This is a genomic window from Xiashengella succiniciproducens, assembly GCF_023674465.1.
Classification (GTDB): Bacteria; Bacteroidota; Bacteroidia; order Bacteroidales; family Marinilabiliaceae; genus Geofilum; species Geofilum succiniciproducens.
Genome location: NZ_CP098400.1, coordinates 596,231 through 613,649 on the forward strand (window position 1 = coordinate 596,231; position 17,419 = coordinate 613,649).

A 17,419-nucleotide genomic window follows, 5' to 3' on the forward strand; every position below is an offset into this window, starting at 1 on the left:
ATTGGCATTCCGATTATTCTGATTAAATTCGCAGGTTGATTTTTCTGTTGAACTTAAAGGGTTTTTATGAGAAAGGTTTACAGTTCGCTAATCCTCCTGCTTATTCTGGTGTTTACTGGAGCATGCAATAGTGGTGGCCAGAAGAAGGGTGGAAAGGAAGCTGCACAAAAGGTACCAGACCTTGAGGAGATATTGACCGCGGGAAAGATCAGGGTGGTGACTAACTACAACTCGACAAATTACTTCGTTTACAAAGGACAGCCTATGGGCTACCAGTTTGAACTCCTTCAGGAGTTTGCCACCTTTATCGGTGTCAAACTGGAAGTCACAGTCAACAATGACCTGCAGACAAATTTTGAGGCATTGCAAAACGGACTTATTGATATCATAGCCAGCAACCTCCCCGTTATGCGTGAGAGTGAGGATTATATAGCCTATACCGCACCTCACAGCTTCAGCAGACAGGTTCTTGTTCAACAGGCCTATAGTTCCGATCAGAAAGGTTCAAATAATATTCAGTACAATACACTTATCAGAAATCAGCTTGATTTAGCCGGTAAGAGTATCTATGTACAGAAGGGGTCTGCCTATGTGCAACGATTGCGTAACCTGGCAAATGAGATTGGAGACAGCATTCATATAGTCGAGATACCCGACTATGAAGTGGAGCAACTTGTCGAACTTGTTGCTGCAGGAGAGATTCCTTATACTGTCTGTGATGAGAATCTTGCCATAGTCAATCTGAATTTTTATCCCAATCTGGATGTTGAAACTCCCGTGAGTTTCCCTCAGAAGCAAGCCTGGGCAGTCAACAAGAATGCGCCGGAGCTGCTAAATGCGATTAACAACTGGATGGTTAGTTTTACCCAGACACCTCGTTATCAGCGTATTTATCAAAAGTATTTTCTCAATAAGCGTTCTATTCACCTTGTTGATGCCGGTTTTCACTCAATAAAAGGGGGACAGGTTTCAGTTTACGATGAACTGATTAAGGAGGAGAGCCAGCGCTTTGACATGGATTGGCGTCTGATTGCATCCATAATATATCAGGAGTCACGTTTTATACCTGATGCAGAAAGCTGGGCCGGTGCATTGGGACTTATGCAGTTGATGCCCGAGACAGCCGAGCGTTTTGGAGTCCAGTCAATAACCTCACCAAGAGATAATATAAGGGGTGGTATGCAATTACTTCAATGGCTTGACGAGCGACTTGCCCTGAGAGTGGAGGACAGCAACGAGCGACTTAAGTTTGTTCTGGCTGCATACAATGTGGGCATTGGGCACGTTCTGGATGCTATGAAACTTGCAGAAAAGTACGGTATGAATCCTACGATCTGGAATGATAATGTGGATTTCTTCCTGCTGCATAAGTCAGATCCAAAGTATTACAATGATCCGGTGGTCGAGTTTGGTTATTGCAGGGGAGAGGAACCTTACCAGTATGTCAGAGAGATTCTGGAGAGGTATGACCACTACAAGAATGTAATGCGTTGATCCACGCCGGATATTTTGTATTGAGAGTTTGAATCAGTTCACATATTATCATTGCTGTAGCACCCCAGATGTGCTTTCCACCTGCATTGAAATACGGCATCTCTACCGGGATGCCGGTTGGATGTAGCATAGTATCCGTAACTCTGGGCTGGGTTGCCAGTTCGGTAATATCAGCCTTGAGGACCTCTGCCACCTCTTTGGGATCCGGATTAAACTGAGGGGTATATTTTAGGAAGCCTACCTGTGGATTTACAAAGAAGTTGCTGCGGTCGATATAGATACGACTGAGCTGACCGAGATATTCAACCTCATCAGTGTCTATCCCAAGCTCTTCGCGGGTTTCTCTTAAGGCTGTCTCCCAGTAACTGCTGTCTACATCCTCGCACTTGCCCCCCGGCAGACTTATCTGTCCACTGTGATAACCTGGATAGACGGGCCGTTGAATGAAGGGAATAAGAATTCTGTCTTCGTACGGATATAGCAGGATCAACACACTGCTTTGAATTCCTTTTGACTTGTCGTGGTTCCATGAAAACTCCGGGGCATTATCTGGAAGCATCTTTGCGTGTGCTGCAGGACCCGGAAGCGGAGGCCTCAACGCCTCCTTTAGTATTAGTTTCCATGAAGCCATAGGTTGAGCTTTTGTAGTATCAAACAAATTTACGCAAATCCTCGCAGCTATAAACAAGAAAAGCCACTCTTCTCGTTTGAAGAAATGGCTTTCTTGTCCCACTATTAATTTAAACCTAATTATATTGCAATAAAAAGCATGCCAGAATCATAGTTGTTTGTCACTTTTCTTCTGTTTTTTAAAGATTTGAAAGATACATCCCCTCAAAGGCTTTACTCTCAACATGATTTGCAAGGCCTTGTAAAATGGGAGGAATGGGACCCTGGTTTTCGTGCCTGTTCGGAAACGAACAAACGCTGTACGCTTTCAGTCTAATCAAATTTGATTGCCTTGACAGGGGCTATTTTTGCCGCAAGATAGGAAGGTCCAATCATCATAATGAAGATTGCAAGTATTGCCCCAAGGTTAAGTAAGAGTATATGCGACGGATTTATCAGTATCGGTACAGTGTCCAGAAAGTAGTTGGCTGGGTCGAGCTTGAAGATACCAAACTGCTTCTGAAGCAGCGCTATTGAGAGTCCGGCAATATTTCCCCAGACCAAGCCTCTTATGGCTATGCCCGAGGCCAGGTAAAGGAAAATCTTCCTCAGAGGCATGTCCTGAATACCCATAGCCTTAAGTATACCTATCATATTGGTACGCTCGAGTATAAGTATCAGCAATCCAGATATCATATTGAAACCTGCAATAAGCACTATTAGAACTATTATCACCACAATGTTCATATCAAGAATGTCGAGCCAGGCAAAAATCTGAGGCTGGGAGTTTTTGATAGTAAGTGTACGAAGCAGAGTACCATCATCGCCGATAAAACCTCCGGTCAGGTCGTAAACTGCTATACCTCTTTCATTAAGCTTGTTGAAGTCATCAATTAATATCTCATATCCTGCTATCTGATCAGGTCCCCAGTCATTGAGCCTTTGTATCTGTTTGATGTCCGCAATTACATACATCTTATCCAGATCGCTCAGATGGGTGTTGTAGATCCCAGCCACAGTAAGGCGCCTTACTCTTATCTGTTCCTGAAAGAAGTATATAAAAATCTGCTGTCCCAATTCAATATTGAGCATATTTGCCATCGTCTCTGAGATTAGAATCTCGTTGGAAGTAGCAGTGTCAGTATATTGGGGAACGGTTCCGGCAACAAGGACGGAATTAAGGAAAGTGAGGTCGTACTCCGGACTTATGCCTTTGAGCAGTACACCCTGCATCTCATTATCTGTCTTAATCAGACCGGGCTTTGTTCCAAAGCGTTGTACTTTTTTGATGCCTGACAAAGCAGATATCTCTGCGGCCAGCACACTGTCGTATCTGATGGGGTTGGGCTCGTAGCTCAGATTGAAGTCGTAGTTGACAACCTGAATATGGGCTCCAAAGCCACTTATCTTGTCCCTTATCTCTTTCTTGAAACCACTACCTATGGCCATTGACAGTATCATTACGGTCATCCCAAGGATTATGCCGGCTATGGATACTTTTATTACCGGACCGGAAAACTTCCTGCCCGGCATACCTCCCATACTGATTCTTTTTGCTATAAAATACTCTGGCTTCAAGTGCTGTGGTTTTAAGCAAAGGTAATAAAGATTTCCAATACCCCGGGCAATGGACATAACTGTAAATGAAAAGTCCGGTAACGGGCAAACGGTACCGGACTATAGCTCATGCATTACAAATTTCTACAGAGCTATTCCCCGTATTCTTTTGCTTTTTGCTCGTAGTATTTCTTCAATACATAGAAGGCTTTTTTCTTATTTCCGGTCTGTGAGATTAGTCCTTTGCGGTTCCAGCCGTCCTGAATATCTGGCAACAGTCGTCTCGGTGACCTAAAGTCTGCAAGTATCCAGGGGGTAACTCCCCTAAGCTGTGGGATTCTGTCTATCATTCTGACAGTTTCTTCGTACAGCCATTCCTGGTACTCCTCTGTCCATATCTCATCCCTCTCTCCGTGAAAACCTTGAAGTGCGCCGCCTCCCAATTCGGAAATAATAACCGGCTTATCGTAATTGATCTCATACTCGTTATCCATAATCTGTGCAGGTGTTCCTGAATACCAGCCGAGGTATTGGTTAAAACTGATTACGTCAACATAGTCCTGTATCGGATCCTCTATGATCTGAACATTACGGCTTCCTGGTTTCTCATGCCTTTCAAGTGCTGCACTTACAAGCCTTACAGGGTCTGCTTCCCGCGTAGTACTGATCATTCTCTTAAGAAACCCGGTGCGCGCCGGTGATACAGGAGTCTCATTTGCAATAGACCAAATTATCACTGAAGCACGGTTCTTATCACGGGTAATCATCTCCAGCAGCTGATTTTCTGCATTGTTGTATGTCTCCTGATTTTCCCACTGTATAGTCCAGTATACTGGAACCTCAGACCATACCAGGATGCCCAGTTCATCGGCCAGGCGAACCATATTTTCATTGTGTGGGTAATGTGCCAGACGTACATAGTTACAGCCCAGTTCCTTTGCCCATCCAAGCAGTATACGGGCATCTTCAGCAGAATATGCTCTGCCACCCCTAAGTGGATTTTCTTCATGTATACTGATACCTCTGAGGAATACAGGTTTCCCGTTTACAAGGATATCCCTTCCTTTCACCGCTATGGTTCTGAAGCCAATCCTGTCTTTAAGTGTATGTCCGTTGTACGACAGGTTTACATCATAGAGGAAGGGCTTCCCGGGATTCCAGTATTGCAATTTTCTGGCTTTTATTGAACCTCTTACTACTCCATTTTCATCAGATACACCTGTAAATGTGAGTTTGGCATCGGGAATGTTCACTGTTACTACCTGACCGACTTTAGCCGGCCCATCAAGTTCTACATGGATTTCAATAAGTTCACTGTTGCCCTTGGCCAACTGAATATAATAGTCCTTTATATAGGTTTCCGGTACCTCCACAAGCAATACGTCCCTTGTAAGACCTCCATAGTTCCACCAGTCTGTATTTACTGTCGGGACTTTTTCAAGCCCACGTGCATTGTCAACCTTTACCACTATGAAATTTTCCCCTTCCTTGAGAAGTCCGGTGGCTTCAAAATTAAACGGTGTAAAACCTCCAATGTGCTTACCCAGCTTTTTGCCGTTCAGATAAACATCGCTCTCGTAGTTTGCCGCCCCAAAATAGAAAAACTGCCTTGGCAGGCCTGGAGTAGGAGTGAAGACAAATTTCTTGTAGTACCAGATAGTTCCCTCATAGTAAAAGAGCTTCTCCTTTTGTGAATTCCAATCCCCCGGTACTATAATATTATCAGACTTGTCAAAGTCATATTCCACTCTCTCGCCTTTGTGAGCCGGTTTGTGCGCAAGATAAAGGGCCTCGGCAGTATTCTGCCAGGACTGCTGATCCCTCACCTGACGCCTGTAATCATAATAACCGCTTTCATAGGGGTCAACTATGTATTTCCACATTCCATTAAGTGTGGTAACCTGCCTGTTTTCAATGTTGGTGATGAGGTTCTGCCAGGTCTGGGCATATATGAGACCCATGGCTGATTGCAGGAGGCAAAGGCCTGCAAGGATTGTAGTTGCTTTTATTTTCATTGCGTGTAATTTTTCTGCTGCAGCCGGTAAGGGTAGGGTTTGGATGGAATTTCGGCACAGACCGTAAAATTAAAATTTTCCGGCGAAAAGTCCGCAGGAAACACAATTGACCACTGGAAAGACAAGGGAGAAGCTAATACGAGGTGGTAGGTTACGGCTTGCAGGGCAGCCTGACCCGGAGGTCAGGCTGCTGTTATCCATAATAGATAACCTCCAGATCCTCTATAGTTATAATTCCCCCTGCTTCGGCCTTTTCTATCAGTTTCTGAGCAATTGATGCAAAATCCCGCAGGCGTTCGGGATAGTCTATCAATTCGATAATCATAGGCCTGTCCTCCGACAGTTCAAAGACCTTGATGCTCTGCTTTATACTCTGAGCACCATAGTTCATTGCCCCCTTACTGACTGTTGCTCCCGAGAGCTTGTACTTTTTAGCAGCGAATACAATTGCCTCGTAAAGAGGGCGTTGATACACCAAATCAGTCTCACCGACTATTATACGGAGCCTTGCTGCCTGGCCGTTAAGCTTCATGGTTATTTAGATTAGTTTTAAGTTCAAGTTAGGAACATCATATCACATATTCAATAAGTGGCGATAAAATCAACATCTGAAATAAAAAATATAAAAAACCCCAAAATAGCTCAATCAACATTAATAGCTTCCGGTTGGTACTTTGGAGAATATTATTAATTTTGAGGGAATGACATACTTTATGTCAGTTTTGAATCACTGAGTTTTTAACCTTTCTAAATACTTACGTCATGAAGGTATATCTGACTGATCAAATCAAGAACATATCGCTGCTTGGTAGCAGCGGCTCGGGTAAAACCACCCTCGCTGAAGCTATGCTCTTTGAGGGTGGTGTTATAAATCGCAGAGGTGATGTAAAAAGTAATAACACGGTATCGGATTATAACAGAGTAGAGCACGAATATGGTTTCTCGGTGTTTTCTTCCGTGCTTTACACAGAATGGTTGGGAAAAAAACTGAATATTATTGACTGCCCCGGTTCCGATGACTTCATCAATGGAGCAATCACGTCTCTCAATATTACTGATACAGCAATAATGCTGATAAACGCTACTCAGGGTGTTGAAGTAGGCACACAAAACCTTTTCAGATATACCGAACAATATCACAAGCCGGTAATTTTTCTGATTAACCAGCTTGACCACGAAAAAGCAAACTATGAGACTAGTGTGGAGTCAATTCACGAATCTTTCGGCAATAAGGCTATTATAGTTCAGTATCCCGTCAATATCGGTCCTGAGTTCAATGCAGTGGTTGACGTACTGAAGATGAAGATGTACAAGTGGGGTCCTCAAGGAGGTGCACCTGAAGTGCTTGAAATTCCTGCGAGTGAGAAGGACAAGGCCGACGAACTGCACAATGCTCTTGTTGAGGCAGCAGCAGAGAATGATGAGAGCCTGATGGAGCTGTTCTTTGAAAAGGGTTCTCTTGATGAAGATGAAATGCGCAAAGGTATGCGTAAGGGAATGATTGCCCGTAATCTCTTTCCTATCTTCTGCGTATCGGCTGAAAAGGATATGGGTGTACGTCGCTTTATGGAATTCCTTGGAAATATTGTTCCTTTTGTTTCTGAGATGCCGAAGCCTAGTACAAAAGACGGTGTTGAAGTTGAGCCCAATCCTGATGGCCCTGTATCTTTGTTTGTTTTCAAGACAAGCGTTGAGCCTCACATTGGTGAAGTAAGCTATTTCAAGGTTATGTCAGGCCGTGTTAAGGAAGGGGATGACCTTATCAATATGAACAAAGATGCCAAGGAAAGAATGGCACAGTTGTTCTGGGTGGCAGGTAACAACCGTATTAAAGTAAGCGAATTGGTGGCAGGTGATATCGGTGCTACTGTAAAACTAAAAGAGACCAAGACCAACCATACTCTCAATGGTAAGGGTTGCGACTATGTATTCAATCCAATTACCTATCCAAATCCCAAATACAGGGTTGCTATCAAGCCTGTCAATGAGTCGGATGATGAAAAACTTAGCGAAATACTTAACCGTATTCAGGAAGAAGACCAAACAATCAGGGCTGAGTACTCAAAGGAACTTAAGCAGATTATTGTTTCGGGTCAGGGTGAGTTCCACCTCAATATTATGAAGTGGCGTATCGAAAATAATGATAAGTTGCCAATAACATTTTATGAACCCAGGATTCCATACCGTGAAACCATCACAAAACAAGCCCGTGCCGACTATCGCCACAAAAAGCAGTCTGGTGGTGCCGGACAATTTGGTGAGGTTCACCTTATCATTGAACCCTATTTCGAAGGGATGCCAGAACCTACAACATATAAGTTTAATGGTCAGGAATTCAAGATGAATGTCAAGGGTGTTGAGGAAATCAAATTACCCTGGGGTGGGAAACTTGTTTTCTACAACTGTATCGTTGGTGGTTCTATTGATGCCCGCTTTATGCCTGCAATTCTAAAAGGAATTATGGAAAAGATGGAGGAAGGTCCTCTTACCGGTTCCTATGCCCGTGATATCAGAGTTTGTGTCTATGATGGTAAGATGCACCCGGTTGACTCCAATGAAATCTCATTTAAGCTAGCCGGACGTAATGCCTTCAGTACTGCCTTCCGAGAAGCTGGCCCCAAGATTCTTGAACCAATCTATGATGTTGAGGTCAGAGTACCATCAGCATGGATGGGTGATGTAATGAGTGACCTTCAGGGGCGTCGTGCAATTATTGAAGGTATGCAAAGTGAAAAGGGCTTCGAGGTTATTCGTGCTAAGGTGCCTCTCAAGGAAATGAACAGGTACTCTACTTCTCTAAGCTCAATAACCGGAGGCCGTGGTTTCTATTCAATGAAATTTGCCAGCTACGAGAGGGTTCCACCGGAAGTACAGGAACAACTCCTTACAGAGTACAAGGCAGTGGAAAAAGAAGACTAATTCCTGCCTAAGCAATCCTTTGCATGTATCTGGATTGTTTGCAGACGGATACAGGAGTACAAGGGGGGCTTTCGTCAAAATAAAACTGCCGCACACGACCGTGCGGCAGCTTTTTTTCAGGCTTAGGTAGATTTCGTTTGGTTATCCCTTTATAGATTTAACAAACTTCAGGATATCTCCTCGCAGATCGCTGCTGTTTTCAAGCAGTTTTACAAATGCACTTCCTATTATTGCTCCGTCAGCATATTTGCATACTCCCTCATATGTCTCCTTATTGCTTATTCCAAAGCCTACTACTCTTGGACTCTTAAGCTTCATATCTCGTATGCGTTCGAAATAGGATATCTGGCTTGGGCTTAGAGAACTTTTTGCACCAGTAACGGCGGCTGAGGAGACCATGTATAGAAAACCGCTACCATATTGGTCCAGCTTTCTTACTCTTTCCTCTGGTGTTTGTGGAGCTATCAGAAAGATATTGGCTATGCCCTTGCTTTCAAAAAGCACTTTGTATTTTTCAATGTACATTTCAAAGGGCAGGTCAGGTATTATCACCCCGTCAACACCAACAGCAGCACAGTCTGCTACAAACTTCTCTATTCCATATTTTAGCACAGGATTAATATAACCCATCAGGGTCACCGGCATGGTGATCTCTTTGCGCATATCTTTAAGCTGTCTGAATAGCAGCTTTAGGTTCATCCCGTTTTTGAGGGCCTGGTTGCCACTTCCCTGGATTACCGGGCCATCGGCCAGAGGATCTGAAAAGGGAATGCCAATCTCAACGAAGTCGACTCCTGCTTCCTGCAGTGCCTTGAGGATGACCATGGTATCATTAAGTGCGGGATATCCGGCTGTAAAATATATAGAAAGCAGATCTTTTCTGCTTTTGAATAGACTCTCGAATCTGTTCATTTTAGGCAAGCTTAAAGTATTTCATATAGGTGCTCATATCCTTGTCTCCACGACCTGAGATTGTTACTACTACATTGTCGCTTTTCCGGAAACTGAGTTTTGCAAGTGCCGCGAGGGCGTGAGCCGATTCCAGAGCCGGAATTATTCCTTCCATTCGTGTCAGTTCCAAAGCCGCATCCAGGGCCTCCTGATCAGTTATGGAGATATATTCAGCTCTTCTGCTTTCTTTTAGGGAGGAATGCAGTGGTCCAATACCTGGATAGTCAAGGCCGGCTGACACCGAATAGGGCTCTATTATCTGACCATCATCATCCTGCATCAGGTAGGTATAACTTCCGTGTATCACGCCCGGCTCCCCTCTTGCTATTGAAGCAGCAGTCTCGCCACTGTCCAGGCCCTTGCCTGCAGCTTCGGTACCTATCAGTTTCACATCTTTGTGATCCATGAAGTGATAAAAACTTCCTGCTGCATTTGAGCCGCCACCTACACAGGCTATAACATAGTCAGGGTATTCGGTCCCGCATTTCTCACTGAGTTGTTGCTTTATTTCTTCGCTGATTATTGCCTGCAAACGGGCAACTAGGTCGGGATAGGGATGAGGTCCGACTACCGATCCAATAAGATAGAAGGTGTCGGTGGGATTACTGATCCAGTCGCGTAGAGCCTCATTGGTAGCATCCTTGAGGGTCTGGTTACCCGACAATGCCGGTCTTACTTCGGCACCAAGCATTCTCATCCTGGCCACATTGGGTGCCTGACGCTCAATATCCGTGGCTCCCATATATACTACACATTGTAGTCCCATCAGGGCACATACCGTAGCTGTTGCCACGCCATGCTGTCCTGCACCGGTCTCTGCTATAATTCTGCTACGACCCATCTCCTTTGCAAGCAGTATCTGACCAATTGTGTTATTGAGTTTATGACTGCCTGTGTGGTTCAGATCCTCCCGCTTGAGCCAGATATTGGCTCCATATTTCTGTGACAGACGCTCTGCCTTGAAAAGTGGAGACGGACGTCCCGCATAGTCCCGTAAAAGCCTGTGATATTCTGTCTTAAACGACTGGGATTCCAGTATTTTAAGGTACAGGCGCTTAAGTTCTTCAATATTTGGAATAAGCATTTCGGGTATGTATGCCCCTCCAAATTGGCCGTAAAAGCCTTTTTCGTCAACCTGGTACATTTATACTTGGGTTTTAGTTAGCTTCCTAATATGTTCAATAAAGATCCTCAGATGCTCAATATCCTTTAATCCCGGTGCAGTTTCAAAACGACTGTTCAGGTCAATTCCAGTTAGCAGGGGCAGTTGCAGACGACTGATCATTTCTTCATCTCCGGGACCAATGCCACCGCTTAACAGGAATGGTGTACTCCCTTTGTATTTTCCGATAAGGCTCCAGTCAAACTTCCTACCGCTTCCTCCGTGTGCTTTGGATGCTGTGTCGAAAAGAAAAAAGTCACACAGTCCTTCGTAAGCAGCACAGGCTGTAATATCTTCTTGCGTCTTCGGGTGAAAAACTTTGATAACCTTGAAGCCGGCAGCCTTTAGGCTGCGGCACATCTCAGGACTTTCCGCACCATGCAGCTGCACGGCATTCAGCCCGAATAATCCAGCAGTCTTTACTATTTCCTCGTAACCTGCATTAACAAAGACCCCTGTTTTGGTGATGTCAGCCGGAAGTTCCTTAACTACCCCGGGATCCAGCTTGCTCGCTGCATAGCGGGGTGAACCCGGAAAGAAGATAAAGCCTATAAGGTCGGGTTTTAGGGTACTTAGCTGCCTGATATTTTCCGGCTCAAGCATACCGCACACTTTGATTAGCATGATTAAGCTATTGTGATTTTAGACCTTACAGTCTCACAAAAGTCCCTGCATACTGCAGCGGGATCGCTGTGTTTCATAAAATATTCACCCATCAGAAAGCCCTTGAAACCTGCCTCTCTGAGAGCAATGTATTCGTCAGGGGAACTTATACCGCTTTCTGCGACAGCTAGCATTTCTTTGGGAAGTCTTGCAGCAAGGCGCATTGATTGATCTATATCTACTTCGAAGGTCTTGAGATTGCGATTGTTGATACCTACTAGCTGAATAAAACTGTTGAGAAGGTCGAGTTCTTTTTCCTCGTGTATCTCAAACAGCACCTCAAGTCCCAGGGAGTTGGCAAGCGTTGCCAGATCCAGAGTCTGCCTGCGATCCAGGATTGCACCAATCAGTAGTATGGCAGAGGCACCGATGGCCCTTGCTTCATATATCTGATAGGGATCTATTATAAATTCCTTTCTGATAATGGGTAGTGAACAAGCGTCACGGGCAGAGGTAAGGTCATCGTTATTTCCACCGAAAAACTCACTGTCAGTCAATACCGACATACAGGCTGCACCTGCATTCTCATAGCCGGGAGCAACCTTGGCCGCAACTGCTCCGGGATTTATATCCCCCTTGGATGGAGATCGTCTTTTAAACTCTGCTATAATACCAGTATCACTCTCCCTGATTGCCTTGCTGAATGAAGGTCTGCTTATGTCATAGTGGCGGTAGTATTCCAGCTGTTTCAGAGGAACTCTTTCAGCTCTTTCTTCTACTTCCTTCCTTTTGTGTGCTACTATTTTATCGAGTATGTTCATGTCAATGCTTGTTTTAGTTTTGTGTATCCAACAGAGTTTTAAGTGCAGCGGCAGCTCTACCTGAGTAAAGACTTTCGCTTGCCATTGCTATACATTCCCAAATGCTTAGATTCGGCCTGTTGCTTTTAATTGCCCATGCTGCATTTGCTGTTACAACATTGTTTTGTATTTCTGTTCCCTTCCCTCCGATTATCTTCAGGAAGATTTCAGTTGCGCTTTCTACACTTTCACCACCGGCTATTGCTGCTGGTGAGTTGACTGCCATGCCCATATCAGAAGCCTCCATAAGCCTCTCTCCATCCTGGGTTATTATCTTAAAGGGTCCGGTAAGTGATATCTCATCATAACCGTCCACACTGTGGACTACAGTAAAACTGATATTTTCCTGCTGAAGCAGATACTGGTATATCCGTGCCAGCTCGAGACTGTACACGCCCACCATCTGACTATTTGGTCTTGCCGGGTTAACAAGGGGGCCAAGCATATTAAAAAAGGTCTTGATACCTAGCTCCTTGCGTATAGGACCCACAGCCTTCATTGCCGGGTGGAAGAGCGGAGCATGGAGGAAGCAGATTCCAGCCTTGTCGAGCTGTCTTCTGAGCAGGTCGGCATCGTTGGTAAACTTATAGCCGAGACTCTCGAGTACATTGGAAGAGCCGCATCCGGAACTTACTCCGTAGTTACCGTGCTTTGCGACCTTGACTCCCGCACCAGCCACTATAAATGATGCCAGTGTTGATATGTTGAAGGTATTCTTGCCGTCACCACCAGTACCGCAGAGGTCTACAGTATTAAACTCCGACAAGTCCAGGGGCTGACGCTGTTCAAGCAGTCCGTCACGAAATCCCGACAGTTCCTCAACTGTAACAGTCCTCATCATATAAACTGACAGGAAGGCAACAACCTCCGACTGCGTATAGCTGTTGCTGGTAATATTAATCAGTACCTCGCGAGCCTGTTCCCTTGTAAGAGTCTGGTAGTTGAACAGGGATTTTAATATTGGTTGAAGCATGACCTCAGGGTTTAGTTTTGTTTGACATCTAACCAGTTCTTCAGCATAGTCTTGCCGTGTTCGGTAAGTACTGATTCGGGGTGAAACTGTACTCCCCTGACATCATAGCGGGTATGCCTGATACCCATTATATTCCCGGCCTCATCTTTGGCTGTAATAGCCAGTTCCCCAGGCAGTCCCTTCTCATTTACCACCCATGAGTGGTAACGTCCGGCCAGAAAGGTATCCGGCAGGCTGTCAAAAAGTTTCTCTTTTCTGTCAAGCACCTTGATTGGTGTAGCCACTCCATGATAAACCTTCGACAGGTTGGAAATGTTTCCACCAAATACCTCGGCAATTGCCTGACAGCCCAGGCATACACCAAGTATGCTATGTGTTGGTGCCAGTCCTGCAATCAGGGACTTAAGTATCCCTGCCTCGTCAGGGATACCTGGACCGGGTGAGAGTACTATCTTGTCGTAGGCAGCTGCCTGCTCAACAGTAATCTTGTCGTTGCGGAATACGTCAACCTTGGCGTCTGAGAGTTCTTCGATATAGTGAACCAGGTTGTAGGTAAAGGAGTCGTAATTGTCTAAAACTAATATTTTCATGACTGTGAGTTTTTCGGTTAGAATTCCTGAGCAAGGTCTATAGCACGTTTGAGTGCTCCCAGTTTGTTGTTGACCTCATTGAGCTCGTTGCGGTCGACGGAGTCGGCTACTATGCCGGCTCCGGCCTGATAATAGAGTACATTACTCTTACTGAGGAAGGAACGTATTGTAATAGCCTGATTAAAACTTCCGTCAAGGCCCAACTGTCCGATACATCCACCATAGAAACCTCTTTGCTGTGGTTCGTAACGGTTGATTAGTTCCATAGCCTTGAATTTAGGAGCACCCGAGAGAGTACCTGCAGGAAAGGTGTCAGCCATTACACGGGTGGTAGAGGCTCCGGGTTTTAGTTTTCCTGTTACCTCAGATACCATGTGGAGCACATGGCTGTAATACTGTATCTCCTTGTATGTTCTGACTTCTACTTCTGAACAGTTACGCCCAAGGTCATTACGTGCCAGGTCAACAAGCATCACGTGCTCTGCATTTTCTTTCGGGTCTTTGGCAAGAGCTTCTGCAAGTCTGAGATCCTCAAGGTCATTACCTGTCCTTCTGAATGTTCCGGCAATAGGATTTATACTTGCTTTGCCTTTTGATATTTTTAACTGACTTTCTGGTGAGGAACCAAAGAGACGGTAGTTTCCATAATCGAAGTAGAACAGATAGGGCGAGGGGTTGATATTGCGCAGTGCTCGATATACATTGAATTCATCGCCTTTAAAGGTCTGAGAAAACTGGCGTGCGAGAACTATCTGGAACACATCTCCTCTGTAGCAGTGTTCCTTGCCTTTGTTGACCATTGCCATATATTCGGAGTCACTGATTGGTGATTCCTCAACACCATTTGCTGTGAAGCGGAAGGATGGAACGGTGCGATTCTTCAAAATATTCAGCAGTTCCTCATACCTGCTCTGGTCATCACCATAGAGATGCTCTATCAGATACATCTGGTTATTGAAGTGGTTGAAGGCTATCACCGTGCGGTACATATGATAGCGCATATCCGGAATCGAATAGGTGCGCGTAGTATCTATATCAAGTGATATATTCTCAAAATACCTTACTGCATCATAACTGGTATAGCCATATAGCCCTGTTGCGTTGACAGGGCAATCGCCCGGATCAGCCTTAATACTGCTAATAAAGTCCTGAAGCTGGTCGGGTAGGGACTTCTCTGCCGGTATGGTTGCAGTACTTGTTTGACTATCTGGGAAACGGCAAATGACCTGCTCATTATCAACAATAAAGCCTGCCATCGGCTCGAAACAAACAAAGGAAAGTGAGTTGGTACTGCCATGATAATCGGAACTCTCAAGCAGTATTGTGTTGGGATATAGGTCACGCAGGGTAAGATAAAGACTTACCGGAGTAACTACATCACCTATATGAGGAGGTATACGCCTGTAATTCACTTTGATAGAATAAGTTCTCATATGTTATGGTTTAAGAATTTGCTGTACAAAATGAGTAAAACAAAAAAGGCCCGTCGGGGATTCCGACAGGCCTTTGTATTTATTTAAGCTTCGCTATAATACATAAGTGCACCGCTTCATCTCCCGATGTCGGAAAAAGAAGTGCGCCACCACCAAAAATTATTGCGAACTATTCTTGACATAATATCTGCTTTGATATTTGCAATTTTACGCAAGGAAAAATTAAAAAGCAAAATCCAAACGCGCTTTTTTTCTTTTAATTTTCATGCTGCACCTCGGTAATGTGCGGTAAGATATTGATGTTGATTAGTTTATAGCCTTGAGGCTGAGGTCCAGACTCCTGATATGGTGAGTCAGAGCTCCCACTGAAATAAAATCGACACCTGTTTCGGCATAGTCACGCAGTGTATCCAATGTAATACCGCCCGATGACTCGGTCTCGTACCTGCCTGCGATCATCTCTACTGCTGCGCGGGTTGTAGGGATATCGAAGTTATCTAGCATAATCCTGTGTACTCCGCCAACACGGAGAACTTCCTTCAGTTCGTCCATATTGCGAACCTCTATCTCGATCTTCAGGTCTTTACCCTTATTCTTCAGGTAGTCTTGTACTGCCTTGATAGCCTTCTCTATGCCTCCGGCAAAGTCTATATGATTGTCCTTGAGCATTATCATATCATATAGACCCATTCTGTGGTTGGTTCCACCGCCAATGCGGACAGCTTCCTTTTCAAGCATACGCATTCCGGGAGTGGTCTTTCTTGTGTCGAGCACCTTGGTATGGAGTCCTGCCAGTTTGTCGGCATAAACGCTGGTTGCAGTGGCTATACCGCTCATACGCTGCATAATGTTAAGCACCAGACGCTCGGCTTCTAAAAGGGTATGTACTCGTCCTTCTACCTTAAAAGCAATATCTCCGGGTTTGATTCTTGTACCGTCTTCGAGAAATTTCTCAAAAACAATGTCAGGCTGCAGAAGTCTGAAAACATCTGCAGCAATATCGACGCCGGCCAGTATACCGGCTTCCTTAACGAGGAGCTGAACCTTACCGGTGGCGTTTTCTGGTATTGAAGCAAGGGTGGAGTGGTCGCCATCACCAACATCTTCCCTTATGGCATTTTCAATAAATTCTTTGAGTAAGTGTTTATTCATCTTGTTTCTCGACTCTTAACTGGTGAATGAGGGCACGTCCATCGCTATTGCGGATCAGAAACAAGAGTCGGAACTGACCACGGTCATAGCTATAACGTCCGATTGCAAAGGTAGCATTTTCCCTCTCTCCCTGGTGTATCACCTGAAAGGAAGAAGCCGGATATTTGGCAAAGAAGTCCTTCATCATGAATTGTGCCTGTTCCCTGCTGAACACACCTGACTTCTCGGGTAGAACCAGTTCCACCCTGTCGTTGAAGTATTCAGCCAGTTCATAAGCATCACCTGACCTTGTGGCATTGCTTATTCCGTCTGGAAGCCTTCCGGAATTCTGTGCTACGGCTGCAGCATTCGCCAACGCAGCGATAAGGCTTACCACTAAAATCCGTTTAAGTGTTTTCATCAGATAATGTTTAGTTATAATTGCCTGACAGAAAATTCCGTGCCAAAAAAACATAATCTATTTTTGCCAGGACAAAGTTAACCTTTATACGTAATGAAATGTCATTTGGTTATGGTAGGCAGGACGGATGAGTCCTGGCTTAACACGGGTCTGGAACACTACTTGCGTCGTATAGAGCGCTATACACCGTTTCAGACAATTGTGATTCCCGACATAAAAAAAAGTTCGGCAATGCCCGATAATGTACTTAAGGAAAAGGAGGGAGAGGTCATCCTAAAACTCCTTTCACCTGGTGATATAATGGTTTTGCTCGACGAAAGGGGTATGGAGATTGGCTCAAGAGGGTTTGCTGACTTTCTCAACAAAATGATGCTTTCTGGTTGCCGTAAACTGTTCTTTGTTATCGGTGGAGCCTATGGCTTTTCGGATTCTGTTTACAAAAGGGCCGATCATAAGCTTAGCCTTTCTCGGATGACTTTTCCTCACCAGTTGGTGCGTCTGGTCTTTGCAGAACAGCTTTACAGGGCCTTTTCAATACTCAACAACGAGCCTTATCATCACGACTAAAGCTATTTACCTATGTAAATCCCTCTGTGTAGATATTACCCGGAAGGCTTACAAACGGAAACCGTTTTGCAGATTAATCGCGTCTGAACTGCAGTTTTGCACGGTAATTGTATTAAATTAGCCTGACCTTGAAG

General features: G+C 44.8%; 16 protein-coding genes. 3 read left to right on the top strand and 13 right to left on the bottom strand.

From position 1 onward, the window contains the following. Positions 1 to 66: 66 nt before the first annotated feature. Positions 67 to 1,494: an MltF family protein gene (locus tag M9189_RS02505; RefSeq protein WP_250724372.1), complete on the top strand. Its 1,428-nt coding sequence runs from the start codon at positions 67 to 69 to the stop codon at positions 1,492 to 1,494. Here the strand turns inward: M9189_RS02505 and M9189_RS02510 are convergent. From M9189_RS02510 to M9189_RS02525, 4 genes are all read right to left on the bottom strand, one after another. Beyond that, entirely contained in the window at positions 1,445 to 2,125 is a 681-nt protein-coding gene (locus M9189_RS02510; protein ID WP_250724373.1) for an NUDIX hydrolase, read from the bottom strand. The two genes, M9189_RS02505 and M9189_RS02510, sit on opposite strands and share 50 nt — an antisense overlap. Before the next feature lie 311 nt (positions 2,126 to 2,436). Further along, complete coding sequence (locus tag M9189_RS02515; protein ID WP_250724374.1) at positions 2,437 to 3,681, bottom strand: ABC transporter permease; 1,245 nt, start codon at positions 3,679 to 3,681, stop codon at positions 2,437 to 2,439. A gap of 131 nt (positions 3,682 to 3,812) precedes the next feature. Beyond that, complete coding sequence (locus tag M9189_RS02520) at positions 3,813 to 5,675, bottom strand: glycoside hydrolase family 2 protein (protein ID WP_250724375.1); 1,863 nt, start codon at positions 5,673 to 5,675, stop codon at positions 3,813 to 3,815. A 193-nt stretch (positions 5,676 to 5,868) separates the two neighbouring features. Continuing rightward, positions 5,869 to 6,207, bottom strand: coding sequence for a DUF190 domain-containing protein (locus M9189_RS02525; RefSeq protein ID WP_250724376.1), 339 nt, complete (start codon positions 6,205 to 6,207; stop codon positions 5,869 to 5,871). Positions 6,208 to 6,437: 230 nt separating this feature from the next. Between M9189_RS02525 and M9189_RS02530 the strand changes: the two genes are divergently transcribed. Beyond that, a complete protein-coding gene (locus tag M9189_RS02530) occupies positions 6,438 to 8,594 on the top strand; it encodes an elongation factor G (protein ID WP_250724377.1) in 2,157 nt (718 codons plus the stop codon). A 141-nt stretch (positions 8,595 to 8,735) separates the two neighbouring features. Here the strand turns inward: M9189_RS02530 and trpA are convergent, their stop codons facing one another. The 9 genes from trpA to M9189_RS02575 all read right to left on the bottom strand — a co-directional run bounded on the left by trpA (position 8,736) and on the right by M9189_RS02575 (position 16,718). Then, positions 8,736 to 9,506: a tryptophan synthase subunit alpha gene (trpA, locus tag M9189_RS02535; protein WP_250724378.1), complete on the bottom strand. Its 771-nt coding sequence runs from the start codon at positions 9,504 to 9,506 to the stop codon at positions 8,736 to 8,738. A 1-nt stretch (position 9,507) separates the two neighbouring features. Next, positions 9,508 to 10,689 (bottom strand): tryptophan synthase subunit beta, encoded by a 1,182-nt coding sequence (gene trpB, locus M9189_RS02540; RefSeq protein WP_250724379.1) that lies wholly within the window; start codon positions 10,687 to 10,689, stop codon positions 9,508 to 9,510. Beyond that, positions 10,690 to 11,331 carry a phosphoribosylanthranilate isomerase gene (locus M9189_RS02545; RefSeq protein ID WP_250724380.1) on the bottom strand — a complete coding sequence of 214 codons (642 nt, stop codon included), beginning with the start codon at positions 11,329 to 11,331 and terminating at the stop codon, positions 10,690 to 10,692. Positions 11,332 to 11,333: 2 nt separating this feature from the next. Then, the gene (gene trpC / locus M9189_RS02550; protein WP_250724381.1) at positions 11,334 to 12,131 is read right to left on the bottom strand and encodes an indole-3-glycerol phosphate synthase TrpC; all 798 of its coding nucleotides are present in this window, start codon (positions 12,129 to 12,131) and stop codon (positions 11,334 to 11,336) included. 13 nt (positions 12,132 to 12,144) lie between these two features. Then, complete coding sequence (gene trpD, locus M9189_RS02555; protein ID WP_250724382.1) at positions 12,145 to 13,143, bottom strand: anthranilate phosphoribosyltransferase; 999 nt, start codon at positions 13,141 to 13,143, stop codon at positions 12,145 to 12,147. An 11-nt stretch (positions 13,144 to 13,154) separates the two neighbouring features. Beyond that, entirely contained in the window at positions 13,155 to 13,733 is a 579-nt protein-coding gene (locus M9189_RS02560) for an anthranilate synthase component II (protein ID WP_250724383.1), read from the bottom strand. Between the two features lie 17 nt (positions 13,734 to 13,750). Further along, positions 13,751 to 15,166, bottom strand: coding sequence for an anthranilate synthase component I family protein (locus tag M9189_RS02565; protein ID WP_250724384.1), 1,416 nt, complete (start codon positions 15,164 to 15,166; stop codon positions 13,751 to 13,753). A gap of 306 nt (positions 15,167 to 15,472) precedes the next feature. Continuing rightward, positions 15,473 to 16,318 (bottom strand): carboxylating nicotinate-nucleotide diphosphorylase, encoded by an 846-nt coding sequence (gene nadC, locus M9189_RS02570; protein WP_250724385.1) that lies wholly within the window; start codon positions 16,316 to 16,318, stop codon positions 15,473 to 15,475. Beyond that, positions 16,311 to 16,718, bottom strand: a complete 408-nt coding sequence (locus M9189_RS02575) for a DUF4783 domain-containing protein (RefSeq protein ID WP_250724386.1) — start codon at positions 16,716 to 16,718, stop codon at positions 16,311 to 16,313. The genes nadC and M9189_RS02575 overlap by 8 nt, the downstream gene beginning before the upstream one ends. A gap of 93 nt (positions 16,719 to 16,811) precedes the next feature. Between M9189_RS02575 and rlmH the strand changes: the two genes are divergently transcribed. Then, positions 16,812 to 17,285, top strand: coding sequence for a 23S rRNA (pseudouridine(1915)-N(3))-methyltransferase RlmH (rlmH, locus tag M9189_RS02580; RefSeq protein ID WP_250724387.1), 474 nt, complete (start codon positions 16,812 to 16,814; stop codon positions 17,283 to 17,285). Positions 17,286 to 17,419 lie beyond the last annotated feature (134 nt).